The 26033-nt window shown below is 64.6% G+C and carries 27 protein-coding genes and 1 riboswitch; of the genes, 8 read left to right on the top strand and 19 right to left on the bottom strand.

Annotated features, from left to right (window positions below; all coding sequences use genetic code 11):
- Position 1 precedes the first annotated feature (1 nt).
- The 3 genes from EKH49_RS14720 to EKH49_RS14710 all read right to left on the bottom strand — a co-directional run bounded on the left by EKH49_RS14720 (position 2) and on the right by EKH49_RS14710 (position 2174).
- On the bottom strand, positions 2-751 hold the full coding sequence (locus EKH49_RS14720; protein ID WP_128471437.1) for an ABC transporter ATP-binding protein: 750 nt from the start codon (positions 749-751) through the stop codon (positions 2-4).
- Positions 752-873: 122 nt separating this feature from the next.
- Positions 874-1800 (bottom strand): cation diffusion facilitator family transporter, encoded by a 927-nt coding sequence (locus EKH49_RS14715; protein WP_128471436.1) that lies wholly within the window; start codon positions 1798-1800, stop codon positions 874-876.
- A gap of 2 nt (positions 1801-1802) precedes the next feature.
- Positions 1803-2174 (bottom strand): ArsR/SmtB family transcription factor, encoded by a 372-nt coding sequence (locus tag EKH49_RS14710; RefSeq protein WP_128471435.1) that lies wholly within the window; start codon positions 2172-2174, stop codon positions 1803-1805.
- A gap of 81 nt (positions 2175-2255) precedes the next feature.
- Between EKH49_RS14710 and EKH49_RS14705 the strand changes: the two genes are divergently transcribed.
- On the top strand, positions 2256-2849 hold the full coding sequence (locus tag EKH49_RS14705) for a DNA-3-methyladenine glycosylase I (RefSeq protein ID WP_038990008.1): 594 nt from the start codon (positions 2256-2258) through the stop codon (positions 2847-2849).
- A gap of 4 nt (positions 2850-2853) precedes the next feature.
- Complete coding sequence (locus tag EKH49_RS14700) at positions 2854-3699, top strand: DNA-3-methyladenine glycosylase family protein (protein ID WP_128471434.1); 846 nt, start codon at positions 2854-2856, stop codon at positions 3697-3699.
- A gap of 327 nt (positions 3700-4026) precedes the next feature.
- On the opposite strand, the gene EKH49_RS14695 is transcribed toward EKH49_RS14700, so the two are convergent.
- The 3 genes from EKH49_RS14695 to EKH49_RS14685 all read right to left on the bottom strand — a co-directional run bounded on the left by EKH49_RS14695 (position 4027) and on the right by EKH49_RS14685 (position 6500).
- The gene (locus EKH49_RS14695) at positions 4027-4881 is read right to left on the bottom strand and encodes a siderophore-interacting protein (protein ID WP_128471433.1); all 855 of its coding nucleotides are present in this window, start codon (positions 4879-4881) and stop codon (positions 4027-4029) included.
- Positions 4882-4944: 63 nt separating this feature from the next.
- Positions 4945-5412, bottom strand: a complete 468-nt coding sequence (locus EKH49_RS14690; protein ID WP_128471432.1) for an acyl-CoA thioesterase — start codon at positions 5410-5412, stop codon at positions 4945-4947.
- A 2-nt stretch (positions 5413-5414) separates the two neighbouring features.
- The gene (locus tag EKH49_RS14685; protein ID WP_128471431.1) at positions 5415-6500 is read right to left on the bottom strand and encodes an App1 family protein; all 1086 of its coding nucleotides are present in this window, start codon (positions 6498-6500) and stop codon (positions 5415-5417) included.
- A 96-nt stretch (positions 6501-6596) separates the two neighbouring features.
- On the opposite strand from EKH49_RS14685, the gene EKH49_RS14680 reads away from it, so the two are divergent.
- Complete coding sequence (locus tag EKH49_RS14680) at positions 6597-7031, top strand: pyridoxamine 5'-phosphate oxidase family protein (RefSeq protein WP_128471430.1); 435 nt, start codon at positions 6597-6599, stop codon at positions 7029-7031.
- A gap of 83 nt (positions 7032-7114) precedes the next feature.
- Here EKH49_RS14680 and EKH49_RS14675 read toward each other — a convergent pair whose 3' ends face one another.
- The 7 genes from EKH49_RS14675 to EKH49_RS14645 all read right to left on the bottom strand — a co-directional run bounded on the left by EKH49_RS14675 (position 7115) and on the right by EKH49_RS14645 (position 14855).
- Entirely contained in the window at positions 7115-7972 is an 858-nt protein-coding gene (locus tag EKH49_RS14675; protein WP_128471429.1) for a 3-hydroxyacyl-CoA dehydrogenase family protein, read from the bottom strand.
- Positions 7973-8009: 37 nt separating this feature from the next.
- Positions 8010-9467, bottom strand: coding sequence for an aldehyde dehydrogenase family protein (locus EKH49_RS14670; RefSeq protein WP_128471428.1), 1458 nt, complete (start codon positions 9465-9467; stop codon positions 8010-8012).
- Positions 9468-9500: 33 nt separating this feature from the next.
- On the bottom strand, positions 9501-10679 hold the full coding sequence (locus EKH49_RS14665) for an acyl-CoA dehydrogenase family protein (protein WP_128471427.1): 1179 nt from the start codon (positions 10677-10679) through the stop codon (positions 9501-9503).
- Positions 10680-10706: 27 nt separating this feature from the next.
- The gene (locus tag EKH49_RS14660) at positions 10707-11852 is read right to left on the bottom strand and encodes a CaiB/BaiF CoA transferase family protein (RefSeq protein WP_128471426.1); all 1146 of its coding nucleotides are present in this window, start codon (positions 11850-11852) and stop codon (positions 10707-10709) included.
- A gap of 154 nt (positions 11853-12006) precedes the next feature.
- Positions 12007-12726 carry a GntR family transcriptional regulator gene (locus EKH49_RS14655; protein WP_161567537.1) on the bottom strand — a complete coding sequence of 240 codons (720 nt, stop codon included), beginning with the start codon at positions 12724-12726 and terminating at the stop codon, positions 12007-12009.
- A 46-nt stretch (positions 12727-12772) separates the two neighbouring features.
- Positions 12773-14332 (bottom strand): MFS transporter, encoded by a 1560-nt coding sequence (locus tag EKH49_RS14650; RefSeq protein WP_128471424.1) that lies wholly within the window; start codon positions 14330-14332, stop codon positions 12773-12775.
- Positions 14325-14855 carry a MarR family winged helix-turn-helix transcriptional regulator gene (locus EKH49_RS14645; RefSeq protein ID WP_128471423.1) on the bottom strand — a complete coding sequence of 177 codons (531 nt, stop codon included), beginning with the start codon at positions 14853-14855 and terminating at the stop codon, positions 14325-14327. The genes EKH49_RS14650 and EKH49_RS14645 overlap by 8 nt, the downstream gene beginning before the upstream one ends.
- Positions 14856-14957: 102 nt before the next feature.
- On the opposite strand from EKH49_RS14645, the gene EKH49_RS14640 reads away from it, so the two are divergent.
- Positions 14958-15818, top strand: coding sequence for an inositol monophosphatase family protein (locus EKH49_RS14640; protein ID WP_128471422.1), 861 nt, complete (start codon positions 14958-14960; stop codon positions 15816-15818).
- A 76-nt stretch (positions 15819-15894) separates the two neighbouring features.
- Positions 15895-16107 carry a hypothetical protein gene (locus EKH49_RS14635; protein ID WP_128471421.1) on the top strand — a complete coding sequence of 71 codons (213 nt, stop codon included), beginning with the start codon at positions 15895-15897 and terminating at the stop codon, positions 16105-16107.
- Positions 16108-16201: 94 nt separating this feature from the next.
- Here EKH49_RS14635 and EKH49_RS14630 read toward each other — a convergent pair whose 3' ends face one another.
- The 3 genes from EKH49_RS14630 to EKH49_RS14620 form a co-directional block, all read right to left on the bottom strand.
- On the bottom strand, positions 16202-17845 hold the full coding sequence (locus EKH49_RS14630; RefSeq protein ID WP_128471420.1) for a thiamine pyrophosphate-binding protein: 1644 nt from the start codon (positions 17843-17845) through the stop codon (positions 16202-16204).
- Positions 17842-18831, bottom strand: a complete 990-nt coding sequence (speB, locus tag EKH49_RS14625) for an agmatinase (protein ID WP_128471419.1) — start codon at positions 18829-18831, stop codon at positions 17842-17844. The genes EKH49_RS14630 and speB overlap by 4 nt, the downstream gene beginning before the upstream one ends.
- A 206-nt stretch (positions 18832-19037) precedes the next feature.
- The gene (locus EKH49_RS14620) at positions 19038-20396 is read right to left on the bottom strand and encodes an aminotransferase class III-fold pyridoxal phosphate-dependent enzyme (RefSeq protein ID WP_128471418.1); all 1359 of its coding nucleotides are present in this window, start codon (positions 20394-20396) and stop codon (positions 19038-19040) included.
- An 81-nt stretch (positions 20397-20477) separates the two neighbouring features.
- Between EKH49_RS14620 and EKH49_RS14615 the strand changes: the two genes are divergently transcribed.
- On the top strand, positions 20478-22013 hold the full coding sequence (locus tag EKH49_RS14615) for a PucR family transcriptional regulator (protein ID WP_128471417.1): 1536 nt from the start codon (positions 20478-20480) through the stop codon (positions 22011-22013).
- A 58-nt stretch (positions 22014-22071) separates the two neighbouring features.
- Here the strand turns inward: EKH49_RS14615 and EKH49_RS14610 are convergent, their stop codons facing one another.
- From EKH49_RS14610 to EKH49_RS14600, 3 genes are all read right to left on the bottom strand, one after another.
- A complete protein-coding gene (locus EKH49_RS14610; protein WP_128471416.1) occupies positions 22072-23601 on the bottom strand; it encodes an APC family permease in 1530 nt (509 codons plus the stop codon).
- A 106-nt stretch (positions 23602-23707) separates the two neighbouring features.
- On the bottom strand, positions 23708-24124 hold the full coding sequence (locus EKH49_RS14605; protein ID WP_128471415.1) for a hypothetical protein: 417 nt from the start codon (positions 24122-24124) through the stop codon (positions 23708-23710).
- A gap of 135 nt (positions 24125-24259) precedes the next feature.
- Positions 24260-24826 carry a cupin domain-containing protein gene (locus EKH49_RS14600; protein ID WP_038990023.1) on the bottom strand — a complete coding sequence of 189 codons (567 nt, stop codon included), beginning with the start codon at positions 24824-24826 and terminating at the stop codon, positions 24260-24262.
- A 131-nt stretch (positions 24827-24957) separates the two neighbouring features.
- Between EKH49_RS14600 and EKH49_RS14595 the strand changes: the two genes are divergently transcribed.
- Positions 24958-25545 (top strand): DinB family protein, encoded by a 588-nt coding sequence (locus tag EKH49_RS14595; RefSeq protein ID WP_128471414.1) that lies wholly within the window; start codon positions 24958-24960, stop codon positions 25543-25545.
- 67 nt (positions 25546-25612) lie between these two features.
- Positions 25613-25726: riboswitch (SAM riboswitch) on the top strand.
- Positions 25727-25741: 15 nt separating this feature from the next.
- Positions 25742-26008 (top strand): hypothetical protein, encoded by a 267-nt coding sequence (locus tag EKH49_RS14590; protein WP_128471413.1) that lies wholly within the window; start codon positions 25742-25744, stop codon positions 26006-26008.
- Positions 26009-26033 lie beyond the last annotated feature (25 nt).

Here is a 26033-nt window from a genome sequence, read left to right as displayed (position 1 = left end):
CCTACTCCGCCAGGGAGGCCAGGGCCTCGGTTACGGCAGCCACGGTGGGCTCCTGGATGGATCCGACAATCGTGCCGTCCTTCATCAGCAGCACATTGTCCGCATAGGAAGCGGCCACCGGGTCGTGGGTGACCATGATGATGGTCTGGCCCATCTCGCGGGTGGAGGTGCGCATCAAGGAGAGCACTTCGGCGCCGGTGCGCGAATCGAGGTTGCCGGTGGGCTCATCGCCGAAGACGACTTCCGGCCGGGTGAGCAGCGCCCGGGCTACCGCCACGCGCTGCTGCTGGCCGCCGGAGAGCTCATGCGGCTTGTGGTTCAGCCGGTCGCGCAGGCCCAGGGCCTGGATGACGGTGTTGAACCAGTCGCGGTCGTGCTTCTTGCCGGCCAGCGACAGCGGCAGCAGGATGTTGTCCTTGGCGCTGATGGTGGGCACCAGGTTGAAGGACTGGAAGACGAAGCCGATCTGCTCGCGGCGCATCTCGGTCAGCTGGTCATCGCTCAGTTCCAGCAGGTTCTTCCCGCCAATGACGATTTCGCCGGAGTCGGCGGTATCCAGGCCAGCTAGGCAGTGCATCAGCGTGGATTTGCCGGAGCCCGAAGGGCCCATGATGGCGGTGAAGCGGGATCGTTCGAAGGAAACGGTGACGTCGCGCAGGGCTTCGACCCTGGTGCTGTCGTGCCCGTAGGTCTTGGTCAGGCCGCGGGCAGCGACCGCGTTCTCGGTTTTCGGCATAGTCTCGGAAGTCATATTAGAAAGACTACAAATCACCTAGCCATACCGGCATCAACCGCCAGGATCCAGTTCAGCGGGGCCACGTCATACCAGGGGATGAGCGAAGCCGCGGATCGCCTCCACCCGGTGCTGTCCGCCTAGCAGCCGTGCTCGCGTTCGGTGAGCTGGTGCGAGTCCGGCTCGATCTGGAAGGTCGAGTGCTCAATGCTCACGGTGAAGTGGTCGGCCACGCATTGCTGAAGATCGCGCAGCAACCCGCCGGCCGCGCCGGTGGAGAACACCGAGTCCTCGACCACCACATGGGCGGTGAGCACCGGAAGGTTGGAGGCAATCTGGCTGGCATGCAGATCGTGCACCGCGATGACTCCGGGCAATGCTTCCAAATGCTCCCTGACCGCGATCAAATCCAAGCCCTTCGGCGTGGATTCGAGCAGGATGTGGGTGGTCTCCCCCAGCAGCTTCATGGCCCGTGGAACAATCAGGGCGCTGATCACCAGCGCCGCCACGGAGTCCGCCCGCATCCACCCGGTGAAGGTGATCACCAGTGCGGCAATGATGACGGCGACCGAGCCCAATGCGTCGTTGACCACTTCCAGGAAGGCCGCGCGCATGTTGAGGTTGTTGTTGCGACCCGCGGAAATGATCCACATGGAGATGACGTTGCCGGCCAGGCCGATGATGCCGAAGGCCAGCAGCCCAGCCGGCTGCACTTCTGCCGGGGCGAAGAGCCGGCGGACCGCGTCGACCGCGGCATAGATGCCCACCGCCAGCAGCAAGGCCGATTGGAAGGTCGCCGAGAGCACTTCGGCGCGGCGGAATCCCCAGGTGCGCTTCGTCGTGGGCTTGCGCATGATCAGGTTGGCGGCGGTCAGCGCGAGCAGGAGCCCCAGGGCATCGGTGAGCATATGCGCCGCGTCAACCAGCAAGGCCAGTGAGTTGGTGAGGATCGCGCCAACCACTTCGGCGACGAGGATCGTCGCGGTGATGGCGAAGGCCCACGCCAGACGGGTCCGGTTGGCTCCTGAATGGTCATGCGAGTGGCCGTGGGAGTGGTTGTGTCCCATGCTCAGTCCTCCCTCCGGTCCGTGCCATGGGCTTCGTGCCACTGGTGGTGGGCCGCGTCCTGCGGCAGCAGTGCCGACGCGGCGGCGGCCAGGGCATCAAGCGCTTCTTGCTGTCCCAGCGAGTAGATGCTGGCCCGCCCCTGGCTTCTGACGCGAACCAGGCCGGTGTCCTTCAGGCAGGACAGGTGCGCGCTGACCGTGCTTTGGGCCAGGCCCAGATGCTCGGTCAGTTCCCTGACCTTGTGCTCCCCGGTCCGCAGGTGGTCAAGGATCAGCAGCCTCGTCGGGTCGGCGAGCGCATGGAAGAGCGCCGCGAACTGGAGCTTGCCGTTGCGGACTTCCACTGCATCGCTACCTGACTCTATTATCGCCATATAACGATGATAGGCCACGTGGCCGCGAAACGAAAGGTTGCATGACACTGCGAGAATCCGGATGGATGGGAAGATGAAAATATGACTGAAGATCTCATCGTTGGCGAGGACGGGTTGGCGCGCCCTCGCTGGGCCGCTTCGAATGGCATGCTCCGCGCGTACTACGATGCCGAATGGGGCATGCCGATCACTACGGAAGCCGGCCTTTTCGAGCGGCTCAGCCTTGAATGCTTCCAGTCGGGCCTGTCCTGGGCCATTATCCTTTCCAAGCGCGAGGCATTCCGCCAGGCCTTCGAATACTTCGATCCCGAGAAAGTCGCCCTGTTCACCGAGGATGACTTCAATCGGCTGATGGAGGATGCAGGGATCGTGCGCAATCGGCTCAAGATCCGCGCAACAATCGCCAACGCCGAAGCAACCCTGATGCTTCGCGAAGAGGGCGGCCTGTCCGATTTCATCTGGTCATTCAAGCCGGAGCAGACGCCGGCTCCGCGCACCTTCACCGAGATCCCCACGCAAAGCCCGGAGTCCAAGGAGCTGGCCAAGGCGCTGAAGAAGCGGGGCTTCAAGTTCGTCGGCCCGACCACCATGTACGCCCTAATGGAAGCCATCGGCATGGTGGACACCCACCTGATCGGCTCGCACCGCCGCGGCACCTCCGGCATCTGGGCCTAAACAAATGGAACTGCGCCTGCCTGCGACGGGAACACTGGATGCCAGCCACGCGCTGGCGGTGCTGGCATTGCATTCGTTGCCAGCCCAGGAGCGGCTGGACCCCGCCGCGGCCCAGGTCCAGCGCATCCTGCAGGTGCAGGGACAACTGGTAGAAGTTTCCCTGAGGCTGGATGCCTTCGGCGTATCGCTCACCCATGATGCCCCGCCGGAATCCGTTGCCCGGCTGACCGGGATCATCAACCATTGGCTGGGGCTGCAGCAGGACACCAGTGCGGCCTATGCGGCGCTTGGTGCCCTGCCGGGCTACCAGCCGCTGGCCATGGCCTTCCCCCACCTGCGGCTGATCAGCTACCCGGATCCTTTCGAGGCTCTGGCGACCACTGTCATCGGGCAGCAGGTGTCCTTGGCGGCGGCACGGACCTTGGGCGGACGCTATGTCGATGCCTTGGGCCAGCCGCACAGCTCAGGCCTTCGGGCCTTCCCCTCGGCTGCCGCAACGGCCGCCTGCACGCCTGCAGAATTGCAGCAGATCATACGCTGCCCGCTTTCGCGGGCGGTGACACTGCAAACGGTGGCCGAATGGTTTGAGCTCAGCGGGCAATTCCTGCTTGGCGACGCACCGGAATTCCTGGATCAGCTCCAGGCGCTGCGCGGGGTGGGCCCATGGACGCGCAATTACATGGCGCTGCGCGGATTGCGGGATCCGGAGATTTTCCTCGATTCGGATCTGGTCGTCCGCCGAGCCCTGGGGAAGCTTCGCGATGGCGGTTCGGTCGTCGCACCCCCGCCTCGGGGCGCTGGCTATCTGGCGACCCTACTGCTGTGGTCTTTTGATGCAGCAAATCCCTAGGGACGAGAAAGGGAGCTTATCAAGGTGTGCAATCTTGATAAGCTCCCTTTTCGACGAATCGGCCGACTGAGCAAGTCCTCCGATTCTCCATTCCCCTAATTCAAGCCGGCTACGCCCCTCACTGCTCCGAGGTGAGCAGCCCCGGCATGCAGTGAGCTAGCCGATAAATATCGGTCAAGCTCGACGCTTCTCCCGACCACACACGGGAGAAGCTCTGGAATAAGCATAACCTAAGAACCGGCAATAACGTCAATACCTATTTGCGTAATTTTTCGAATAGTGTCTTAGGTCGATCTAACTTCTGCGAATCAGGTGACGGCACTCAGGCTAATCGGCGAAAATCTTGCCGATGTCCGTGCGCTTCTCGGCCTGGAACGCGTCTTCGGCGCGGCCGTAGGCCCAGTAGGCGGATAGCGACATGTCGCGGCGGTCCACTCCATGCTCGTCATAGAAGAAGTGGCGCAGCTTCTTCATCACTTCGCGCTCACCGTGGGCGAAGACCTGCACGCGGCCCTCGGGCCACGGGATCTCGCGTATCACCGACTCGAGAATGGTGCTTTCCGGGGTGAACTGCCCATTGCGGTGGATCCAGCGGATCTCCATGCCGGCTGGAGCCTGAAGCTGCATTTCATCGGCCTCGTCGGCGACCTCGATGACCACCAGGCCCTTCATCTGCGGGGACATGGATTCCAGGGATGCGGCGATGGCGGGGATGGCGGTTTCGTCTCCGGCAAAGAAGTGGAAATCGAATTCTTCATTGGGGACGAACATGCCGCCCGGGCCCGAGAAGCAGATGGACGAGCCGATCTGCGCATCTCGCGCCCACGGGCCAGCCAGGCCCTCATCGCCGTGGACCACGAAGTCGACCTCGATGGTGCCCGCCTCCATGTCGCTGCGGCGCACGGTGTAGGTGCGGCGAACCGGCATGTCCTCGGGAGCCAGCTGCTCGCGCAGCGCCTCCATGTCGTAGGGCAGCTCGAGTCCCAGCTCGGGCTTGGCGAACAGGAATTTCACGTAGCGGTCGGTGACCGGCTTGTCGACGAAATCTGAGATGCCTGGGCCACCAAGGGTGAGCCGCACAAGATGCGGTGCGATGCTCTCACGCTTGAGGACCTGCAGGAGGACCTGAGGGCGCGCGGTGCGACCTCCAGTTTGCGGGCGACCACCAGCGGGCTGGGACACAACATCACTTCCTGTCTTAATAAGGGTAGATAGATCAATCCTAATTGACAGGAGCCCAAGTGCTTACTTCGGGAAGGTCGAGGGCCCTTCATATGCGCTGAGCCCAGCCCGCTCCTCGGGGCTCAGGCGTTGCACGCGCGAGGTCTCCGGGTCGAAATAGGCCAGGGTCGTGGCCGCTTTGACGCACAGGTGGTCTTCCACCGGGTCGCGGAATTCGTAGCAGATGTCGAAGCTCGCAGGCTTGATATTGGCAACCCACAGATCGACGTTGACCGGCACGTTGCGGTATTCCAGTGGACGGGAGTAGCGCACCCGATGCTCGACAACGAGAATCTGGGTTCCGGCCGGAACCGCCGAGAAGATGTCGGCTTGCGGCTGGGTGCCGGGTGCCCCGGTGCCGCCGGGCACGCCGAAGCCGGCGATGCGCGCTTCTTCCATCAGCCGGATCAGGTTGACGTTATTGACATGCCCGTAGGCATCCATGTCGCCCCAGCGCATCGGCACCTGCACCCGCAGGGTGGTTCCATCCATAGCTATTCGTCCTTCAGCAGGTTCGTGCTGTCATCGCCCGCGATCCCCAACTTGGCCAGTTCACGCAGGATGCGCGCTCCGTCCGGCTCGTAGACCCAGCGCACCCCGGGAGTGGTCCGGCGCAGCTCATGCGAGCGGCCGCCGGCCAGCACCGCTTCGGAAGGGGTCAGCTGGCGGATCACGATCGCCCGGACCAGTTCCGGGTAGCGGCGCGCGAACTCCGCATAGATGGCAGGATCATGCTGGCCGTCATCGCCAACGAGCACCCACGAAATATGCGGGAATTCCTCGGCCAGCCGGCGCAGCTGGTCGACCTTGTGCTGCATTCCGCTGCGGAACCAGGAACGGTCGGTCGGTCCCCAGTCGGTGAGCAGCAACGGCCCCTTGGGGAACAGGTTGCGCGACATGAAGCGCTGCAGGGTCTGCGCGACATTCCAGGCGCCGGTGGACAGGTAGATGGTCGGCGATCCCGGATGCTCGTGCAACACCGTCTGGAGCATTACCGCCATCCCGGGGGTCGCCACGCGGGCATGCTCCGAGAGCACGAAGGAGTTCCAGGCCGCCAGCAGCGGGCGCGGCAGCGCGGTGACCACGACCGTGTCATCGACGTCGCTGATCACCCCGAACTTCTGCGACTGGTCGATCACGAGAATCTTTGCCTGCGCGTCATCGCCATCATGGGCCTGGAGGCGGATCTCGTTCCAGCCGGCAGGCAGGTCGACCATCAGCTTCACATCGATGACACCGCCGCGATCGGCCTGCACCTCGAAGCGATGGTCGCCCACGTCGATGCTGACCTTGCCGCCGGGGAGGATCGGGGAAATGAAGTTGCGGAAGCCGCGAATGCCATCGGCAATCACCTGGGCCTTGTGCTGCCCGTCCTCGAAGGCGCCCGGCTTGGCCAGCACCACACGGGCGAAGACGCGGATCCAGCCGCCGCTCGGTCCGGTGGAGCCATATCCCACATAGGGCAGGATGACCGCTTGATGGCCATTGGCCAGGGCGCGCCGCGCGCGCCACCGATGCACTCCGTCTTCAATTCGCGACGCTACATGCCGCGCATCGCCATCAGCCGAAATATGACTCATGGCTCCAGTCTTTCATGCCGATACCCGCGCAGGGGAAAACGAGAACTTGTGTCTCAGGCTCTTGCACTTTTCTACAAACAATAGAAAACTGGTGCTATGAAATTCGAACACGAAATGAACAGTCCGGTCCTGGTCTTGGATGAGGACCAATCGTGGCAGCTGCTCTCGCACACCTCCCACGGACGCGTGGCGACCACGGTTGCAGGGTTGATCGATATCGTCCCGGTGAACTACGGGGTGCACAACGGAAAATTGTTCCTGCGCACTGCGCCCGGAAACAAGCTGGCGGCCATGTCGATCAACGAAAAGATCGCCTTCGAAGTCGACGGCATCCTTTCCGATGAGGCGTGGTCGGTGGTCGTGCACGGCAGCGCCGAAGTGCTGGAGCATGAAGCGGATATCAAGGAGGCGCGCGAAAGCGGCGTCTCTCCATGGATCCCGACCCAGAAGGATTTCTGGATCCGGGTCAATGTCGATTCCATCTCCGGACGGCATTTCCAGCTCGGCGAGCAGCCAGAGGTCGCTGAATAGCTCCCCCGGAGAACCGCACGGAAAACGCCGCTGCCACCCGATGCTGATCGGGCAGGCAGCGGCGTTTCCAGCTTGGGCCGTGCTCAGGAGTAGGGGTAGAATCCTTCTCCGCTCTTGCGCCCGAGCTTGCCGGCTGCAACTTTTTCGGTGATCAGCGGGTGCGGCTGATCGGCCGCATCGCCGGTTTCGGCGTAGGTCGCTTGGGCAATGAAATCGATGACGTCCAGGCCCACCATGTCCATCAGCTCGAACGGACCCATGGGGTGGCCCAGCGCGGTTTTCGCGGTGGTGTCGATGTCCTCGATGCTGGCGATTCCAGCGTGCGCCAGGTTCAGCGCCTCGGCGTTGATCGCGCCCATCATGCGGTTGGCGATGAACCCGGGGATCTCCTTGTTCACCAGCACCGGGTTCTTTCCCAGCCGGTTGGCCACCTCGGTGACGGCCTCGATGGTGGCGTCGCTGGTCTGCGCATTGCGAACCACCTCGACGCACTTCATCACCAATGCCGGATTGAAGAAATGCATATTGCACACCTGCTCCGGACGGCCGCTGGCCTCGGCCACCTTCGAGGACGGCAGCGTCGAGGAGTTCGTTGCAAGGATGGCGTGGGCCGGTGCATGCTCGCCGAGCTGCGCGAAGATCTGCTCCTTGATGTCCAAGCGCTCTACCGCGGCCTCGATGACCAGGTCCGCCGTGGACGCGCCCTGGACCAGATCGGTGTCCTGGCCCAGGCGTCCCAGCGCCGCATCGGCTGTGGACTGATCCAGCTTGCCCTTGGCCACGCGCCCGGCAGCCCAGGATTCCAGTTCGGCACGGGCGGCGTCCAGCGCGTCGGCAGAGATGTCCTGCAGCACTGTGCTGTATCCGCCCAACGCGCAGCACATCGCAATCTGCCGGCCCATGGTGCCGGCGCCAATCACCAAAATACGTTCAATCGTCATTGATCATTACTCTCTTTGCAGTCCCGCGCGGCACCCTTCAGCCGCGCAGGTAGGTCGTCGTGGTGTGCGTGTAGAACTCGCGAGCTGCCGCTCCCTGCTCTTTCGGTCCGTAGCCAGAGGCCTTCGCACCGCCGAAAGGCACATGCGGGTCGGCGCCTGCTGACTCCGAATTTACATGCAAAATTCCCACGTCGAGAGTTTGTTGCGCTTCCAATGCCAGCGCGAGATTCGAGGTGAACAGCGCCAGGCTCAAGCCGAATTCCGAGTCTTCAGCGGCTTCGAAGGCTTCCTGCCATCCGTCGACCCGGCGCACCGCCAGGATCGGTGCGAAGAATTCTTCCTGCCATGCGCAGTTGGCCCGCCCCGCTTCTCCCTCCGGGAGCTCCAGGATGGTCGGGGCCAGGAAGCTGCCGGTGTCCGGGGCCTGCCCGCGGTAGTGCAGCGTCGCGCCCTGTTCCAGCGAGCGTTCGATCCCCTGGGCTGCCGAGGTGGCCGCCTTGGCATCCACCAGCGGACCCATGTGCACCGACGGATCCAGCGGATCCCCGGTCACCCACTGCGCCAGCCGCCCGGTGAGCTTGGCCAGGAACTCATCGGCAATGGCCTCATCGAGGATCAGCCGGCTGGTGGCAGTGCACTTCTGCCCGGTGGAGCGGAACGCCCCGAAGAGCACCTGCTCGCTGGCCAGGTCCAGGTCGGCGTCGGCCAGCACCACCGATGCGTTCTTGCCGCCCATTTCCGCCTGCACCGGAATCCCGCGCGCTGCCCCCGCGGCGCAGAGCTTGCGGCCCACCCCGGTGGATCCGGTGAAGGTCAGCCCGTCCAGCTGCCCATTGGCGATGAAGGCATCGCCCAGCGCCCCGGGTCCGATGACCAGATTGAGCACGCCGGCGGGCAGCCCGCCATGCTCCAGGGCCTGCACCAGGCGGATGGCCAGCAGCGGCACCAGGCTGGCCGGCTTGAACACCACGGTGTTGCCGAAGACCAGCGCCGGGGCGATCTTCCATGCAGGAATCCCGATGGGGAAGTTGAAGGGAGTGATCACCCCGATCACCCCCAGCGGCTTATGCGTCACCAGGATCTGCTCCCCGGCGCGCGGGGATTGGAAGACGGTGCCGGCAGCGCGCTCGGATTCGCTGGAGTAGTAGGTGAGGATCTGCGCGGCGCGCAGGACTTCGCCAATGCCTTCGGCCCGGGTCTTGCCCTCCTCGGCGGCCAGTTCCGCGCCGAAGTCCTCGGCATGCTCCGTCAGGTAGCCGGCGGCCTTGGCCAGGATCGCCCCGCGGGCTGCCATCGGGGTGGCGGCCCAGGGCTTCTGCGCCGTGCGGGCGGCGTCAAAGGCGGCCGCCACCTGGTCCGTGCTGGCCGCAGTGCCCTCGGCGAGGATGCTGGACTGGTCTGCGGCGGCCATTGAGCCGATGCGCCCGCCGTCTCCGGGCACCCAGGCGCCATTGATGTAGTGCTCCAAGGTGGCAACTGCTGTCGAAAGTTCCATTGGATTCTTTTCCGTTTTCCGTAGTTTCTCGGCTTAGCGGAAGGCCGGCACGCCGGTGAGCTTGTTGCCCAGGATCAGAGTGTGCACCTCGTCGGTGCCCTCGTAGGTGCGCACCGACTCCAGGTTGTTGGCGTGGCGCAGCGGCGAGTAGTCCAGGGTGATGCCGTTGCCGCCCAGGATGGTGCGGGCCTCGCGGCAGATCGCGATGGCTTCGCGGCAGTTGTTCAGCTTGCCAACCGAGATCATGTGCAGATCCAGCTTCCCGGCGTCCTTCAACCGGCCGATGTGCAGGGCGAGCAGGAAGCCCTTATTGATTTCCAAGGCCATGTCCACCAGCTTCTGCTGGGTCATCTGGTATCCGGCCAGCGGCTTGTCGAACTGCAGGCGTTCCTGCGAGTAGGCCAAGGCGGCTTCGAATGCGTCGCGGGCGGCGCCCATGGAACCCCACAGGATGCCGTAGCGGGCCTCGTTCAGGCAGGAGAAAGGCCCCTTCAGTCCCTTGACCTCGGGCAATACGGCTGAACCTGGCAGGCGCACATCCACCATTTCGATGTCGCACTGGATCGAGGCGCGCATGGACAGCTTCTGCTCGATCGGAGTGGCGGTGAAGCCAGGGGTGCTGGTGGGCACGACGAATCCGCGGATGCCCTCATCGGTCTGCGCCCAGATCACTGCCACCTGCGCCACGTTGGCCAGGCCGATCCAGCGCTTGGAGCCGTTGATCACCCAGTCATCGCCGTCGCGGCGGGCGAAGGTCTTCATGCTCGAGGGATCCGAGCCTGCGGTGGGTTCGGTCAGCCCGAAGCAGCCGATCGCTTCGCCGGCGGCCATCTTCGGCAGCCATTCCTGCTTCTGCTCCTCGGAGCCGTGCTTGTAGATGGCGCTCATGGCCAGCGAGCCCTGGACCGAAACGAAGGTGCGCAGACCCGAATCGCCGGCTTCCAGCTCGGCCCCGGCGATGCCGTATTCCACAGCCGAGCGCCCCGCGCAGCCGTAGCCTTGAAGGTGCATGCCCAGCAGGCCCAGCTTGGCCATCTCCGGAACGATTTCCAGCGGGAAGACCGCGTCGTTGTACCACTTGGCGATATTCGGCTTGATGTTCTCGTTGACGAATCCGCGCACGGTATCGCGCAGCGCCAATTCCTCGGACGAGAGCAGGGAATCGAAGTTGATCAGGTCCGCTGGGTGCAGCAGGCGTTCGATGGTGGTCATGGTGTATCTCCTTGAAAGTTCTTGCGATTAGCTGTTGGCGAAGGTGCCAAGAAGTTCCTGGTGCTCCCCGTGGGCCGGCGGGATGCTGCGGTATTGGGCTCCGGTGCGCGAGAGCCCGATGGGGCTGGCGATCTGCTCGGTCACCTCTCCGGTGGCCGGATCGGTGATCAGCGCGACCGGATCCAGGCCGAGTTCCTTGGCGAAGTCGATGGCCTCGGCGATGGAGTTGACCTTGCCGGCGGGGACTCCCGCGGCCATCAGCGCTGCCGCCCAGTGCGCGGCCGTGGCCGATGCGGTGGCCGCTTCGATGATGGCCTTCAGTTCGGTCCGGTGGGCCACGCGTGCGCTGTTGCTGCCAAAGCGCGGATCGTGGACCAGTTCCGGCTGGCCCAGGTGCTGGGCCAGGGCGGCGAACTGGCGGTCGTTGCCGACTGCAATCGCCACGACGCCATCGCTGGCAGCGAAGGTTTCATAGGGCGCGATGCTCGGGTGCGCGTTGCCCATGCGCGCCGGGGATTTTCCGGTAGCCAGCGTGCTGCTGGACTGGTTGGCCAGCCCGGCCAGCAGCGAGCCGAGCAGGTTGATGCTCACCCGTTGGCCGAAACCGCTGGAATCGCGTTCGCGCAAGGCCAGCAGGATCCCGGCCACCGCATTCTGCGCGGCCAGGACATCCACCAGGGCCACGCCCACCTTGTTCGGAGGCCCGTCGGGTTCGCCGGTGATGCTCATCAGCCCGCCCACGGCCTGCACCAGCAGGTCGAAGCCGGGCAGTGCCGCGCCCTGCTTTTCGCCGAATCCCGAGATGGAGCAATAGACCAGTGCCGGATTCAGTTCGCGAAGGCTGTCGTAGTCCAAGCCGAATTTGGCCAGGACGCCGGGACGGAAATTCTCCACCAGCACGTCTGCCTCGCGGATCAATGCGCGCAGGGCCTGCAGCTGCGCCGTGTCCGCAAAGTCGGCGACTACTGCCTGCTTATTGCGGTTCACCGACCAGTAATAGGTGCTGATGCCCTGGGCGTTGACCGGCGGCTTCCAGCTGCGGGTCTCATCCCCGGCAGCGCTTTCCACCTTGAGGACGTCGGCTCCGAAGTCCGCCAGGGTCATGGAGCACAGCGGTCCGGCCAGGATGCGCGAGAGGTCGATGACCTTGATCCCTTCGAGCGGTTGGCTCATTCGCTTCCACACCTTCAATCCACAAAAATCATTAGTTACATGTTGCATGCAACTCTATGTCGTGCAGATCACCTTGGCAAGGATTTTCATGATGTTTCGTCGCCGCCTCGGCGCCAATTGCGTTCAGGCTGGCGCGGAACGCTTGGGCTTGCTGCTAGGAAATCAAGGCGTCCAACCGCTCCAGGAACGGTTGCGCGTCCAGCCCCTCGGTGCGCGAACAGACGGACTTGATCAGCATCTGCGCGGTGCGCATGACGTGGTCCCGGACGGCCGCAGCCGCGGCTTGCGGATCCTTGGCCAGAATCGCTGCCATGATTTCCTCGCGATCCCCGGCCAAATCCTGGCTGGACCGGGCGAAGGGCACGGTGGTCTGCCCGTGAGCCAGGACCAGGTTGCGCAACTCCCCCACCACATTGTCGAGCTTCGCGTTGCCGGCCAATCCCAGCAGGCAGAGGTGGAATTCCTTGTCGGCTTCCAGCGTTGCCCGGCCATCACCGGTTTCACCGATCTCGAGCATGCGCTGGTGCAGCAACTTCAGCTGCTTGATGTCATCCTCCGTAGCATTCCGCACGCCGCGTGCGGCAGCAGCTGGCTCAATGGCCAGCCGCAGCTGGAAGACTTCGACAATCTCGTCCAGGGAAATCTGGTTGACGCGCACCCCGCGGTTTTTCGCCACGGTCACGATGCCCTCTTTTTCCAGCAGCTGCAGGGCCTCGCGCACCGGAGTCCGCGAAACGCCCAGCTTTTCCGAAATTCCAATCGCTGAGTAGTGCTCCCCCGGAGCCATCTCGCCGGCAACGATGGCAGCACGGATCATCGTGGACACCTGCTCGGTCAGTGATACCTTCTGCTGGATCGGTTGCATGCTGCTCATGGTTTGAAGCTTATCCTGATTCGCCTCCGCGACAACGCCACGCCCGCTAGATCGTCTTGCGCAGCGGCACTTCCTTGATGAACACGGTGCATACGAAGGCGATAACTGCCACGGCTGCCGAAACGGTGAAGACGATTCCTGTCGCCTCGCCATAGGCGGCTTCGACCACCAGCCGCAACGCATCGGGCATCCCCGAAAGATTCAGCGAATCCTCGGTGGCCGGTGCCGCGGAAAGCTGCCCCTTGGCCGCCAAGGATTCGGTGATGAGGTCAGCCACATTTCGGGACAGCAGCGCGCCGAGCACCGCGACGCCTGCCGAGCCGCCAACTGAACGGAAGAACGCCACCGAAGAGCTCGCCGCACCGATGTCGGTGACTTTCACCGTGTTCTGCACCGAGAGCACCAGGTTCTGCAGCATGAACCCCATGCCCACGCCGTTCAGGAACATGCCGCAGGCCAAGATCCAGTATTCGGTATCGTGGTGCATCGTTCCCAGCAGGCCGAGGCCGGCGATATTGAGGATTGAACCGATCAGCAGGTAGATTTTCCACCGGCCGAAGCGGGTGATCATCTGTCCCGAGAAGACCGATCCGAAGTAGTTGCCGGCGATCATAGGCAAGGTCATCAGCCCGGCCATGGTGGGCGTGGCTTCGCGGGCGATCTGGAAGTACTGGCCGATGAAGGCGCCGGTGCCGAACATTCCCACGCCGATCGAGATCGAGGCGAGGATCGCCAGCGACGTGGTCCGGGTGCAAATGATCTTCAGCGGGATGATCGGTTCGGGAACCCGCGATTCCACGAGCAGCAGCGCTGCGGCCAGCAAGATGACCGTCGAGACCATGGTGTAGGTCTGCCACGAATTCCAGCCGAAGTAATCATTCTTGCCCACATAGGACACCCAGATCAGCAGGATGGAGACGGAGGTGGTCAGCAGGATGGCGCCCACCCAGTCGATATGCACCGGGCGCTTCACGTGCTTCAGGTGCAGGGTCCGGTGGATCAGGATCATCGAGAGCAAACTGATCGGAATGCCGAAGAAGAAGCACCAGCGCCAGCCAAGCGGCGAGTCCACGATGAATCCACCCAGCAGCGGGCCTGCCGCGGTGGAGACAGCCATGACCGCGCCGAAATATCCCGAATAGCGTCCGCGTTCTCGTGGCGGAATGACCGTGCCGATGACCGCCATGCCCATGGCCGTCAGCCCGCCCATGCCGATGCCCTGGATGACCCTGGCGAACAGCAGCACAGGTATCGACCAGGCGAGCCCGGCCAGCAGCGAGCCGAGCACGAACACCAGGATGCCCGCTTGCAGCAGCTTCTTCTTGTCGAAGAGATCTGCCATCTTGCCCCAGATGGGTGTGGTGGCGGCATTGGCCAGCAGCGTGGTGCTCAAGACCCAGTTGAAGTCGGTTTGCGAGCCGCCCAGGACATCCATGATGGTCGGCAGGGCAATGGACACGATGGTCGCCGCGAGCATCGCGGCGAAGAAGGATGCCAAGACTCCAGCGATGGACTTGAGCACCTCGCGCTGGTCCATCTGCGGCTGGTCCGCGGCCACCTCGGTGAGGTCGGTAGGACGGTCTTTTTCCGGCATGCTCTTATCCAAGGTCGGTATTTTCTGCGTTGTTTCCGGTGGTGTTTTGCTCGGTGCCGAACTGATCGGTGCGCTGGGATTGGATACCGCGAATCATCGTATCGTTCAACTCGCCCAAAGCGTGGGCAACACTGGCCATGCGGGAGCTGTCCCAGTCGGGAAGGACCTGGCGCATGCGCTCCAGGCGCAATCGGTCGCGGAATTCAAGCCGCTCGCACCCCGCCTCGGTCACCCAAAGCACATGGCGGCGGGCATCGATTTGGCTGGGCCGCCTGTCAACCAGGCCCGACTGCTCCAGTTCCGCCAGGTGCCGGCTCATTGCCGCAGTGCCGATGCCGAGGACCTGGGCAAGGTCGGCAGCATGCGTGGGTTCACGGGATTTCAGCGTCTTGAGCACATGATGGGAGGCGTTGGAAACCTCGAGGTCCGTCTGGTCCATATGCGAGAACACGCGTAGGATCCTGGAACTGCGCGCCAGCTCGTCGAGCAGGCTCTTGAGCTCTGAATCCGAATGGCTGTCTGGAGACTTGTCCACGGTCTATCGGCTGCCTATCTATTGTGTTTCCACCACAGTAAGTTTAATTAGTTGCTTTAGTCAACGTTTTTGGCGTTCCGTGCCGGCGGTAAGCTGGACTTCGTGAATGATCAGCGAGTCCAAGCCCGCACCAACTACGCCGAAGAACTGCGTCTTGCAGCGCTTGAAGCAGCTCGCCAGTCCGCCGAACTGCTGCGCGCTTCCTTCCGCGGCACCGTGCACGCCGAACACAAAACCAACACGCATGATCTGGTCACCGGCATCGACCGGCGTAGCCAGCGGATCATCACCGACGCACTGCTCACGGCCTGCCCCGGTTCCTGGGTGCTCGGCGAAGAGCGGATCTCCGGCGAGCACGGCCAGCAGGCTCCCGGCAAGGTGCAGTGGATCGTTGATCCGATTGACGGCACCAGCAATTTCGTCCACGGCGTGGCATTCTTCTGCATCTCGATCGCCGCCGCCATCGATGGCCAACTGGTTGCCGCCGCAATCCTCGATCCGATCTCCGGCGATGAATTCAGTGCCAATTCGGATACCGCATTCCTCAATGGACAAGTCCTTGAGCCCGGTGCCCGTCCCGAGCAGTCCCGCGCCAACCTGATGACCGATTACCCGGGAGCGGAATCCATGCTCAAGGACGGTGATCTGTCGCTGAAGCTTCTGGGCCAGTGGATCCAGGACTTCGCCACGGTGCGGCGCAAGGTCTGCGCGGCGTTGTCCCTGGCCCATGTGGCGGCAGGCTGGTGCGATGCCGTGATCGGCTTCGATACCAAGGTGTGGGATGTGGCCGCCGGCGCGCATCTGGTGCGCATGGCCAAGGGCACGTTCCGCGGCCTGTCCTACGGGCAAGCAGGACTGGCCGACCACCACTGCCCGGGTTTCATCGCCCAGGGCCCCGGCGCCGACTACCCCTCGCTGGCCTCCGCTGCCGAGCAAATCCACCAGCTGCGCACCGGCCGCTGAGCCAACAAAGCAGACAATATCGAAGTTGTTGGCCCCATCCCTCGGCTTTACCCGGTTTCGGACGTACCATGGCGGCATGGCACCACTATTTAACCGGACCGCACACTCCGCCGTGCGGCACCATGGTGGCGGAGGGGTGATCCTGGGAGGCATCGGAGCAATTCTGCTTTTCGCTGCCTTCGCAGTGATGTTGGCAGCCCAGTCCCTGGACTGGGAGCCACTGCTCATCGGCATTAGCCTGGGCGTCTCGACAGTGCTTTTCGGCGTGGTATTCCACTTCACCCACTGACCTGCACCGTTTCACCATCCATTAATCACCACGGCCCCGGACCCGCCGCTCGTGAGAGCAGCGGATCCGAGGCCGTCGACGTGTCCGGATGCCTTTACAGGTGCGTGGGCGCGAACATCTTCAGCAGGGTGCGGACCACAATGACGTTCGGCCCGTCCGCCTCCAGCGCCTCGGCGAGCGCGGCACCGATGCCTTCCGGTTCCACCGCCCGGGCGGGGATGCCGAAGGACTGGGCCAGCGCCACGAAGTCGGGCCGTGCCAGCTCGGTGGCGGTGGCCTTGCCGAAGGCCCCCTCCATGTATTCGCGCAGGATGCCGTAGCCGCCATCATCGACGATCAGCCAGGTGACCGGTGCCTGGTGCTGCTTGGCGGTGGCCAGTTCGGCGATGGAGTACATCGATGAGCCGTCTCCGCTGACCGCCAGCACGCGCTGCTTCGAGCCGATGGCGCCGCCGATCGCGGCGGGGAATCCGAAGCCGAGGCCGCCGGCGCCCTGCGCGGAATGGAATTCGCCGTCCTTGGCGTCCCAGCAGCTCCACCCCCAGTAGGCGGCAATGGTCATGTCCCAGAAGGTCTGCATCCCGGCCGGGACGGCGGCCCGGATATCGGCCATGAACTTCCGCTCCTTGCCCAGGTCCTGGGCATCCAGGCGGGCCTGCACCTTCGCCAGGGTCTCGGCCACCACCTGCTGCGGGGTGCTCCCATGCCAGGAGGCCTGGGCGGTGAAGCCGGTCTTGCGCATTTCCCCATCGAGGAATTTCAGGGCCTCGCGGGCATCGGCGCGGATGCCCAGGGCGGGGGTGTTCGATTCGAGCACGCGCGGCTCGGCATCGATCTGGATCATCTTGCCGCGCGGTTCCAGGGTGAAGTAGTTGCTGGTGACCTCGCCCAGGGATGAACCGATGACCACCAGCACGTCGGCGTCTTCCATGACCTCCGAGACGTAGCGGTCCTCGACCCACGACTGCAAGGAGAGCTCGTGCTCCCAGGGGAAGGCGCCGTTGCCGCCGGGGCTGCACAGCACCGGGGCCTGCAGCTTCTCCGCCACGGCCAGCAGCTCGGCCTGCGCGCCGGCCCGGCGCACGCCGCCGCCGGCGATGATGGCCGGGCGCTTCGCCTCGGCCAGCCAGCGCATGGCTTCGCCGATCAGCTCTTCGCGCGGCGGATGCTCATAGGCTTCGGCCAGGGCGTCCTGCACCGGCGGCACCATCACCGGGGCGAGCAGCACATCCTGCGGCACCTCGACCCAGACCGGCCCCATGGGCACGGTGATGGCCCGGGCCCAGGCGTCCTGGATGGCCGAGGGGATGCCGGAGGCATGGTGCACGGTCTGCTGGAACTTGGTGACGTTGGCGGCCGAGGCCTTCTGGTCATCGAGCTGGTGCAGCATGCCCTTGCGCCGGGCACCCAGCCCGTCCAGCGGGATCTGGCTGGCGACGACGACCATCGGCACACCAGTGGCGTAGGCTTCCTGCAGCCCGGCCAGGGAAGTCAGCGCCCCGGGGCCGGTGGAGAGGAACAGCACGCCCACTTCCCCGGTGGCACGCGAGTAGCCGTCGGCGGCGAAGGCGGAGTTGTTCTCGACGCGCGAGGAGATGAATTCCAGGTTGGAGCGCGAGAGCGCGTCGAACAGTCCCAGGGCGTGCTGCCCGGGGATCCCGAACACGGTCTTGGCGCCGAGTGCGGTGAGGGTCTCGATGACCAGGTCGCCGCCGTTGCGTTGCGGTTGCTCGCTCATGAGGCATTCATTCCCTTGCTGGCGCGGAAGTCGCTGATCAGGCTGATCAGGTCGTAGGTGACGTGGCTGGCGGCCACGCCGGTCAGTTCCGCATGGTCGTAGGCGGGGGCCACTTCCACGATATCCGCGCCGATGATGTTCAGCCCACGCAAACCGCGCAGGATTTCAAGCAATTCGCGGCTGGTGATGCCGCCGGCTTCCGGGGTGCCGGTGCCCGGGGCGTGGGCTGGGTCCAGCACGTCGATGTCCACCGAAATGTACAGTGGGCGGTTGCCGATGCGGTCCCGCAGCTTGTCCACGATCTCGCGCACGCCCTGGTAGTAGACATCCGAGCTGGTCACGATGCCGAAGCCGAAGCGCTTGTCGTCTTCCAGGTCCTTCTTGCCGTACAGCGGTCCGCGGGTGCCCACGTGGCAGATCGCCTCGGTGTCCAGGATGCCTTCCTCGACGGCACGTCGGAACGGAGTGCCGTGGGTGTATTCGGCGCCGAAGTAGGTGTCCCAGGTGTCCAGGTGCGCGTCGAAGTGCAGCATCGCCACCGGGGCTCCGGCGCGCTGGGAGGCGGCGCGCAGCAGCGGCAGCGCGATGGTGTGGTCGCCGCCCACGGTGACCAGGGTGGAGCCGTCGCTGGTCAGTTCCAGCGCGTTGTGCTCAATGGTCTCGATGGCCTCGTTGATGTTGAACGGGTTGACCGCCATGTCACCGGCGTCAGCCACCTGGCTCTGCGCAAAGGGCGAGGTGTCGGTGGCCGGGTTGTAGGGGCGGATCAGGCGCGAGGATTCGCGCACGTGGTTGGCACCGAAGCGGGCGCCGGGACGGTAGGACACCCCGGTGTCGAAAGGCACGCCAACAATCTTGATGTCGGCCTGCTCCACCTGGTCCAGGCGCGGCAACCGGGCGTAGGTGCCGCCCCCTGCATAGCGGGGAATCTCCGCGGCATTGATCGGTCCCAGCCGGCCATTTTCCTCGATGCGGATTTCCTTCATCGCAACTTCCTCCCCAGACGCACGAGGACCACAGCCCAAGTTGTCTAATATGAAACTTCAGTTTTCCATTATGCTATTTTGTCTGCTGGGTCACGTCAAGATCCAACGACAGGGCCAGGCAGAATGCGGGCATGAAAGGGCGCAAGCCGCAGTCCGGGAGGGGACTGCGGCTTGCGCCGGAATTCCAGGGAGGAGAAGTGAGGAGATCAGCTGGCAGCGCTGCGGATCTGCTGGGCAAGCACCGCTAATCCATCGCGCAGCAGTTCTTCGCCGATCACCAGCGGCGGCAGCAGGCGCAGCACGTTGCCGTGCGTGCCGCAGGTCAAGGTCAGCACCCCGGCACCATGGCAGGCCTTGGAGACCGCGGCGGCCACATCGGCGCGCGGCGCCAAGCTGCCCGCGTCGGCGAACTCGATAGCCAGCATGGCGCCGCGGCCGCGCACCTCGGCCACCACCGAGGTCTGCTGCACCAGCGGTTCGAGGATTTCGCGGGCTACCCGCTCAATCAGCTGGGCATTTTCCAGCAGCGCCCCATCCTCGAACTGCTCGAAGACTGCCAGTGCTGCTTCGCAGGCCAGCGGGTTGCCGGCATAGGTGCCGCCCAGGCCTCCGGCGTGCGGGGCATTCATCAGCTCGGTACGGCCGGTCACCGCAGACAGCGGCACTCCGTTGGCCAGGGCCTTGGCCGTGAGGATCAGGTCTCCTGCCACGCCCTCGTGCTCCGAGGCGAAGAGCTTGCCGGTGCGTCCCATGCCGGCCTGGATCTCGTCGATGACCAGCACGATGCCGTGCTTGTCAGCCAGCTTGCGCAGGCCCGGGATGAATCCAGCCATCGGAACCACGAAGCCTCCTTCGCCCTGGATCGGCTCGATCACCATCGCTGCGAAGGACTGCGGGCCGTGCTCCACCAGGGTCTGCTCGACCGAGGCCAAGACCGCCTCGACGGTAGCCGCGCCGGCGGCGGGACGCAACGGGTTCGCCGAAGCTGCGCGCACAATATGCTCGGGCATCGGGCCGAAGTTCAGCTTGTACGGATTGACCTTGGCGGTCATGCCCATGGTCAGCAGCGAACGGCCATGGTAGGCCTCGTCGAAGACCAGCACGTTGGCCCGCCCGGTGGCGGCGCGGGCAATCTTGACCGCGTTCTCCACGGCCTCGGCCCCGGTGGAGAACAGCGCCGTGCGCTTCTCGAAGTCGCCGGGGGTGTGCTGGTTCAACCAGCCGCACACCTGGGTGAAGGATTCGTATTCGGTGACCATGAAGCAGGTATGGGTGAAGTCTTCAAGCTGCTTGGCCACGCGTTCGGCCACGCGGCGGTTGGCAGCACCCAGTGACGTCACGGCAATCCCCGAAGCGAAGTCGATCAGGCGATTGCCATCGACGTCTTCGATGATCCCGCCATCGGCCCGGTTGACGAAGACCGGCAGGGTGATGCCAAACCCGCTGCTGACCTGCTGCACCCGCTGCTCGTGGAGCGCAGCTGAGCGGGGGCCGGGAATGCTGGTGGCAAGATGGCGGGTCTGGGGCAGGGTTGGCGCGTCGATGGCGGCAAGGGTTTCAGTCATGGCTCAAGCCTAGAAATCCGCGTGACACGCGTCATTGGTCATTGCATCCAAACTCGGCATCCTTCTTGGATAATTTACCCAATGATTACTCTTTTGCAGCTCGGCACGGAATTGGGTGCCGAATTCCTCCCCGCTACTGCCGGAACCTTCCGGGCCCTGCCGGTCAGCGGGGTGCATGTCTCCGAGCTGGAGGATCCCACCGCCTACCTGGATGGCGGCGAGCTGCTGCTGACCACCGGCATGCCCTTCGCCGCCAGCGCTGAAGCTTCCCGCGCCTACATGCGCCGGCTGCAGGCCAAGCAGGTATTCGCCTTGGGACTGGGGCTCGGTCCGTGGCTGAACGCCGTGCCCGAGCATGTCATCGAGGCCTGCGACCAGGCCGGCATAGAGCTGGGCATCGTCCCCGACCAGATCCCATTCCAAAATATTTCACGGGCATACTGGCGCCTGGCCTCACGCGACCAGGAGTCGAACCTGATGGGCTCCTTGGGCACCCAGACTGCGCTGGCGCGGGCCGCGGTCCGTCCGGATGCCATCAATGCCGTAGTGCGCGGCCTGGCCGAAGCCGTGAAAGGCTGGGCCGCCTACCTCTCGGTCGATGCCCGCCCGGCGACCTGCTACCCGGCGTCAGCCGAAGTATTCCTGGTCGAGCTCCGCCATGAATCCATGCGTTTCCGGCGCAACGGCATGCCCGCGGCGTCCACGTTCGAGGTCCAGGGCCACGAAGTAGTGCTCTACCCGATCCTTTCCGGGACCAGGATCCAGGGATATCTCGGCGTATCCGCAGGCCGCAAGCCGACCAAGGCCGACCGGCAGATCATCATGACCGCGTGCACGCTGCTGTCCCTGCGCGCCAGGCAGCGGGAATTGGCCGCCAGCACGCATCAGGCGCTCAGCGCGGCCACCGCCAAATTGCTGCTGCATGGCCAACCCGAGGCGGCGCGCCTGGTCGGGGAAGACGCCGGGTTGGACAGTTTGCCTTCCCGCGTGCGGATCCTGGTGTACCGGGCAGGAGCCAATACCGATGCCGCGACCGCACTGCATGCGTTGCCTTCGCTCCAGCGTCCAGCGGCGTTGCCCGATATCTCCGCCGCGGTCGAAGAATGCCAGCTCCACTACCAGGATGGCTCCGAAAATTACTTGGTCCTCCCCGAACCAGCGGAACATCCCGGCACGGACGCGCCGCTGGCGCCGCCGGCCGGCAGCGCCACGGAACCGATGGCGCGCGAACCATTCGATTCCCCGGCACCTGAGGTCCAGGCGGTGCTCTCCCACCCGCTGAACCTGGCCGAGATCCCCGCCAATCTCCCTGCCCTGCGCCACGCGCTGGATGCTGTCCCGGTGGGGACCATGGCCTCCAGCTCCCCGGGCTTCGATGCCAGCGCGGAAACCTGGGTCACGGCTCTCGCCGAATACCCGCGCGCCGATCTGCTTTCGGCGGTCACCTCCTATCTGCGCCATCGCGGGCATTGGGAGGAAGCCTCCCGCGAACTGGGCATCCACCGCAATTCCCTGCGCCACCGCATCAGCGTGGCCCAGGACGTGCTCGGCATCGACCTCGATGATCCGGATGCCGCCGCCTCGCTGTGGCTGGCACTTCGCCGGACGCAGAAATAAGCACGCCGCGGGATCCGGCAGTACCAGATCCCGCGGCGCGCTTCGGGTGCGGCGGACCTCAGCCCTTGAGCCGGGTTGAGCTTGGGTTCGGCGCACCGGTGCGGCGCACTGCGGCGGCGTCCGGCCCGGTGGCACCGAGCTTGGCCTGCTGGCGGATGCTCAGCTTCTGCAGCAGCTCCTCTTCGGCGAATTCGCCCGGAGCGACCCCGCGCGGCACCCGCATCAGGAAGCCCGTGCCCAGCACCCACCATGCGGCGAAGAGCAGCCACGGCTGCCAGGCGATGGCCGCCGGCATTCCCGGAAGGTACAGCGAGATCAGCCCGGCGCAGAACACCACCGACAGCACGCCGATGACCTTGCCGCCGTTGCCCGCGCCGCCCACGCGCAACGGGCGCGGCATCTGCGGTTCGCGCTGGCGCAGGATCAGGAAGGCCACGCCCACCAGCAGGTAGGCGATCACGATCGACGGGGAGCCGGAATCCACCAGCCAGCCGAGCATGGCGGAGCCGAAGAATGGAGCCAGCACCGACAGCCCGCCAATGAACAGCAGCGCGTGGCTCGGGGTGCGGTACTTCGGATGCAGGTAGGCGAACCAGCGCGGCAGCATCCCCGAGCTGGCCATCGCGTACATCAGCCGCGACGCACCCATCAGCAGGGAATTCCACGACGTGAGGATCCCGGCGATGCCGCCGGCGATCAGCACCTTGGCCATGATCCCGGAATTGAACAGCGCGCCCATCGCGTCAGCCGTCGCCAGCTCGGACCCGGCGAGCGCGGATGCGCCCATTCCCGAGGAGGTGGCCAGGATGATCCCCACGTACCAGGCGGTGGCGATGAGCACCGAAACCACCACGTACTTGCCAATTTTCCGCGGGGCGATGTCGCATTCCTCGGCGGACTGCGGGATCACGTCGAAACCGACGAACATGAACGGCACCACGATCATCACGCCGAAGAAGCCGGCAACACCGTTCTCGAAGAACGGCTCCATATTCGCGCTCTCGCCGCCGCTGAAGGCACCGGCCAGCAGCATGGCGCCGATGACGAAGAGGAAGATCACCACGAAGGTCTGCACCACGCCGGCGGTCTTGATGCCGCGGATGTTGATCCAGGTGATCGCCACCGCCCCGGCAACACCGACCAGAGCCCAGGTCAGGTAGACCTCGGAACCGGCGATTTCCCATAATTTGATGTGCGAAAGATCGGGGAAGAGGTAGAGCACGGATTTGGGCAGGGCCACTGCTTCGAAAGCCACGATCGTGATATAGCCACCGACGATCGCCCACGAACCGGCAAAGGACCAGCGGGCGCCCATGGCGCGCAGCAGATAGTTGTGCTCGCCTCCAGCTTTCGGCATGGCGGCAACCAATTCGGCGTAGGTCAGGCCCACGACCGCCATGATCACGCCGCCAACCAGCATGGCCAGCGCGGCTCCTATCGGACCGGCGGTGGTGATCCAGTCGCCGGTGAGCACGACCCAGCCGAAGCCGATCATCGCGCCAACGCCGATGGCCAAAGCGTCCCAGCGGCCCAGGACCTTCTTGAGTCCCGGCTCGGCGGTGTGGTTCTTAGCGGTGTTTCCTGCCATGGCAATCCCTTCTGGAAAGATGATCAGGATCACACTATGCGCAAACGCGCCACAACGTATTGGATGTTTTGACTACATTTCAGGCCATTTCATCCAAACCGGGAGCTCAGGCCGCCGAGGAGCCCTTCTTGCTGGCATTCACCAGCGCCCGATCGACCTCATGGATGCCCAGGGCGAAGCCCGCGGACATCACCAATGACTTGATGGTCAACTCGGAAAGGTCATCGGCCACGTATACCAGCTGGATCGGGCCGGCCAGGATGAGCAGGATGGCGGTCCACAGCGCATAGGTCCAGGAGGTGCGCGCCTGCGCCATCTGCGGGAAACGGGCACGCCGGCGAATTGTCCGCACGCCGATGGTCACGATGACAACCGCGAGAATCACGGCGCCGAGGAAGAAGAAATTGCGCTGGGTGCGGATCCAGGTCAAGGTGGTGCCGACAAGAACGCCGAAAAGCACCGAAGCCCACCAGCTGATGCTGCGCAGCTGGTCCTGCGTCGCGGTTGGTTCGCCTGTCTTCACGCCTCTCCCATCGCCAATTGTTCCGAGCGCCCGGAACAACGCATCGTTCCTAGAATACGCGGTCGCCCGCTCCGCCAGCGAACACGCAGCCGCATCGCGCCGAGCGTGCCGCCGCAGCGGGCGCAGGGGTTGGGCTCAGGAGAGGATCAGCGTCCAGGTCACCACGGCCGGCTCATCGGAAGGGTTCTCCCAGCTATGCGGCTCGCGCCCCGGGAAGGTTACGGTGTCGCCCGCCTGAAGCTCCAACCGCTGGTCGGGCAGGATCAGGATGAATTCTCCGGCGATCACGTGCAGCACTTCCAGCTCGCAATCCATCGAATACAGTTCCGCTTCGCCGGTGCCCCTCGGCGCAATCTCGGCGCGGATCATCTGCAGCCGCTTTTCGCTGCGCGGGGTCACCAGCTGCTCGGTGATCCCGTCGCCGCCCAGTGAAACCCGCGGAGCCTGGTCCAGGCGCACCAGTTTCGTTTCCGGGACTTCGAAAAGCGTGCCGACCTCGATGCCCAGCACCTCGCACAGGCGCAGCAGCGTCGCCACCGAGGGGCTGGTCAGGTCGCGTTCCACACGCGAGAGAAAGCCCTTGGTCAGCCCGGAGAGCTCTGCGACCTGGTCAATGGTCATGCGCTGGGTCTGCCGCACCCCGCGCAGCCGCGCACCGATGTTGATCGCAGCACCGGTTGGTTCAACTGGCAAGGTTTTCATCGTTTGGCTCCATCAACGTCGTGTCCGGCAGCGGCATCCGCGGCGGCTTCACCGCCTGCGGGGCAAGTTTACCAATGGTAAACACGCGGTGTCCCCTACCGCGCGCCGGCCGCGGTCACTAGACTCTGTCCATGGACAGCACCAAGGACAAGCTCTGCGGGTACCTGAACGAGGCGCGCGAGAATGCGATCTTCAAGGCCGAGGGCCTGGCCGAGCAGCTGGCCCGCACCCCGCTCACCCCTACCGGCACCCACATCCTGGGCGTGCTGCACCATCTGGTGATCAACGAATACGAGTATTTCGGCACCTGCCTGCAGCGCGAGGCCAACGACCCCTATGTCCGCGAGTTCATCTCCCCGCATGATCCCGACGCTGATTTCCTTCCGCCCGCCAAGATGGACGGGAAGCAGCTGATCGGCCTGTACCGCAAGGCCATCGCCTTCGCGGACGAGGGCATCGCCGCCTTGTCCCTGGATTCTGCAGTGCACGTCCCGTGGTGGGGGCCGGCGGGGCATACCACCTTGGATCATCTGCTCATCCATGCCTTGGCCGAGACCTCCCGGCATGCAGGGCAGCTGGATATCATCCGCGAGCAGCTCGACGGCCGCGCCGGCTGGACCGCGACGCTGGATTTGCTGCCCGGCTACACCGCGGCGCAGTGGGCAGAGCACCGCCAGAAGCTGCAGCGGCTGGCCGATTCCCTGGCCCCGGAGAGCTGACCGGAAGTCATATTACGCAGTACGGCTTCATCTGGCGCCGCATGCGGCGGTACGCTCAGAATTGTTGCTTCACGAGACGCGGCGCCAAGCTCCGACTGGCCGCGCACCAACCCCAAGTTCATGGGTGGTTCGGATGAGGAAGCGGTCCGCGCATCAATTGGTGCACGGGCAAGAGCTCGCCAGAGAGTTGATATCCATGGCCATCCCGATTCTTCCCATCATCGACCGCCAGACCGGCCACGTGCAGTTCACCGCCGAGGGCCGCTGGTGCACCCGCTACGTTGCGGACCCGCTCAGGCTCGAACACCTCATCGCCCGCTGCTCCCGCCGTCCGGCCTTCGACCCGGACACCTCCGAATTGCTGCTGGTGGTGCCGGAAGCAGGGAATCCGGCAGGCAGGCGCCATGCATTTAGCCTTGCCAAATTCCCAAGTCCAGGGGCGCTGGCTAAAGTGGAAAGCTGAGCCGATCCACGGGTTTCCATGGGAA

It is taken from the genome of Glutamicibacter sp. HZAU (assembly GCF_004100365.1).
Classification (GTDB): Bacteria; Actinomycetota; Actinomycetes; order Actinomycetales; family Micrococcaceae; genus Glutamicibacter; species Glutamicibacter nicotianae.
Note: the sequence above shows the minus strand (reverse complement) of the source record. Positions and strands in the feature narration are given on the sequence as shown.

Excerpts from the sequence above, each read along its gene's own strand:
- EKH49_RS14595 (WP_128471414.1), top strand. The coding sequence starts at position 24,958 with ATGGACAGCACCAAGGACAAGCTCTGCGGGTACCTGAACGAGGCGCGC.
- EKH49_RS14610 (WP_128471416.1), bottom strand. The coding sequence starts at position 23,601 with ATGGCAGGAAACACCGCTAAGAACCACACCGCCGAGCCGGGACTCAAG.
- EKH49_RS14670 (WP_128471428.1), bottom strand. The coding sequence starts at position 9,467 with ATGGAACTTTCGACAGCAGTTGCCACCTTGGAGCACTACATCAATGGC.
- EKH49_RS14660 (WP_128471426.1), bottom strand. The coding sequence starts at position 11,852 with ATGAGCCAACCGCTCGAAGGGATCAAGGTCATCGACCTCTCGCGCATC.
- EKH49_RS14710 (WP_128471435.1), bottom strand. The coding sequence starts at position 2,174 with ATGGCGATAATAGAGTCAGGTAGCGATGCAGTGGAAGTCCGCAACGGC.
- EKH49_RS14705 (WP_038990008.1), top strand. The coding sequence starts at position 2,256 with ATGACTGAAGATCTCATCGTTGGCGAGGACGGGTTGGCGCGCCCTCGC.
- EKH49_RS14680 (WP_128471430.1), top strand. The coding sequence starts at position 6,597 with ATGAAATTCGAACACGAAATGAACAGTCCGGTCCTGGTCTTGGATGAG.
- EKH49_RS14685 (WP_128471431.1), bottom strand. The coding sequence starts at position 6,500 with ATGAGTCATATTTCGGCTGATGGCGATGCGCGGCATGTAGCGTCGCGA.
- EKH49_RS14635 (WP_128471421.1), top strand. The coding sequence starts at position 15,895 with ATGGCACCACTATTTAACCGGACCGCACACTCCGCCGTGCGGCACCAT.
- speB (WP_128471419.1), bottom strand. The coding sequence starts at position 18,831 with ATGAAGGAAATCCGCATCGAGGAAAATGGCCGGCTGGGACCGATCAAT.
- EKH49_RS14615 (WP_128471417.1), top strand. The coding sequence starts at position 20,478 with ATGATTACTCTTTTGCAGCTCGGCACGGAATTGGGTGCCGAATTCCTC.
- EKH49_RS14690 (WP_128471432.1), bottom strand. The coding sequence starts at position 5,412 with ATGGATGGAACCACCCTGCGGGTGCAGGTGCCGATGCGCTGGGGCGAC.
- EKH49_RS14590 (WP_128471413.1), top strand. The coding sequence starts at position 25,742 with ATGGCCATCCCGATTCTTCCCATCATCGACCGCCAGACCGGCCACGTG.
- EKH49_RS14600 (WP_038990023.1), bottom strand. The coding sequence starts at position 24,826 with ATGAAAACCTTGCCAGTTGAACCAACCGGTGCTGCGATCAACATCGGT.
- EKH49_RS14630 (WP_128471420.1), bottom strand. The coding sequence starts at position 17,845 with ATGAGCGAGCAACCGCAACGCAACGGCGGCGACCTGGTCATCGAGACC.
- EKH49_RS14675 (WP_128471429.1), bottom strand. The coding sequence starts at position 7,972 with ATGACGATTGAACGTATTTTGGTGATTGGCGCCGGCACCATGGGCCGG.
- EKH49_RS14715 (WP_128471436.1), bottom strand. The coding sequence starts at position 1,800 with ATGGGACACAACCACTCCCACGGCCACTCGCATGACCATTCAGGAGCC.
- EKH49_RS14665 (WP_128471427.1), bottom strand. The coding sequence starts at position 10,679 with ATGACCACCATCGAACGCCTGCTGCACCCAGCGGACCTGATCAACTTC.
- EKH49_RS14655 (WP_161567537.1), bottom strand. The coding sequence starts at position 12,726 with ATGAGCAGCATGCAACCGATCCAGCAGAAGGTATCACTGACCGAGCAG.
- EKH49_RS14620 (WP_128471418.1), bottom strand. The coding sequence starts at position 20,396 with ATGACTGAAACCCTTGCCGCCATCGACGCGCCAACCCTGCCCCAGACC.
- EKH49_RS14700 (WP_128471434.1), top strand. The coding sequence starts at position 2,854 with ATGGAACTGCGCCTGCCTGCGACGGGAACACTGGATGCCAGCCACGCG.
- EKH49_RS14720 (WP_128471437.1), bottom strand. The coding sequence starts at position 751 with ATGACTTCCGAGACTATGCCGAAAACCGAGAACGCGGTCGCTGCCCGC.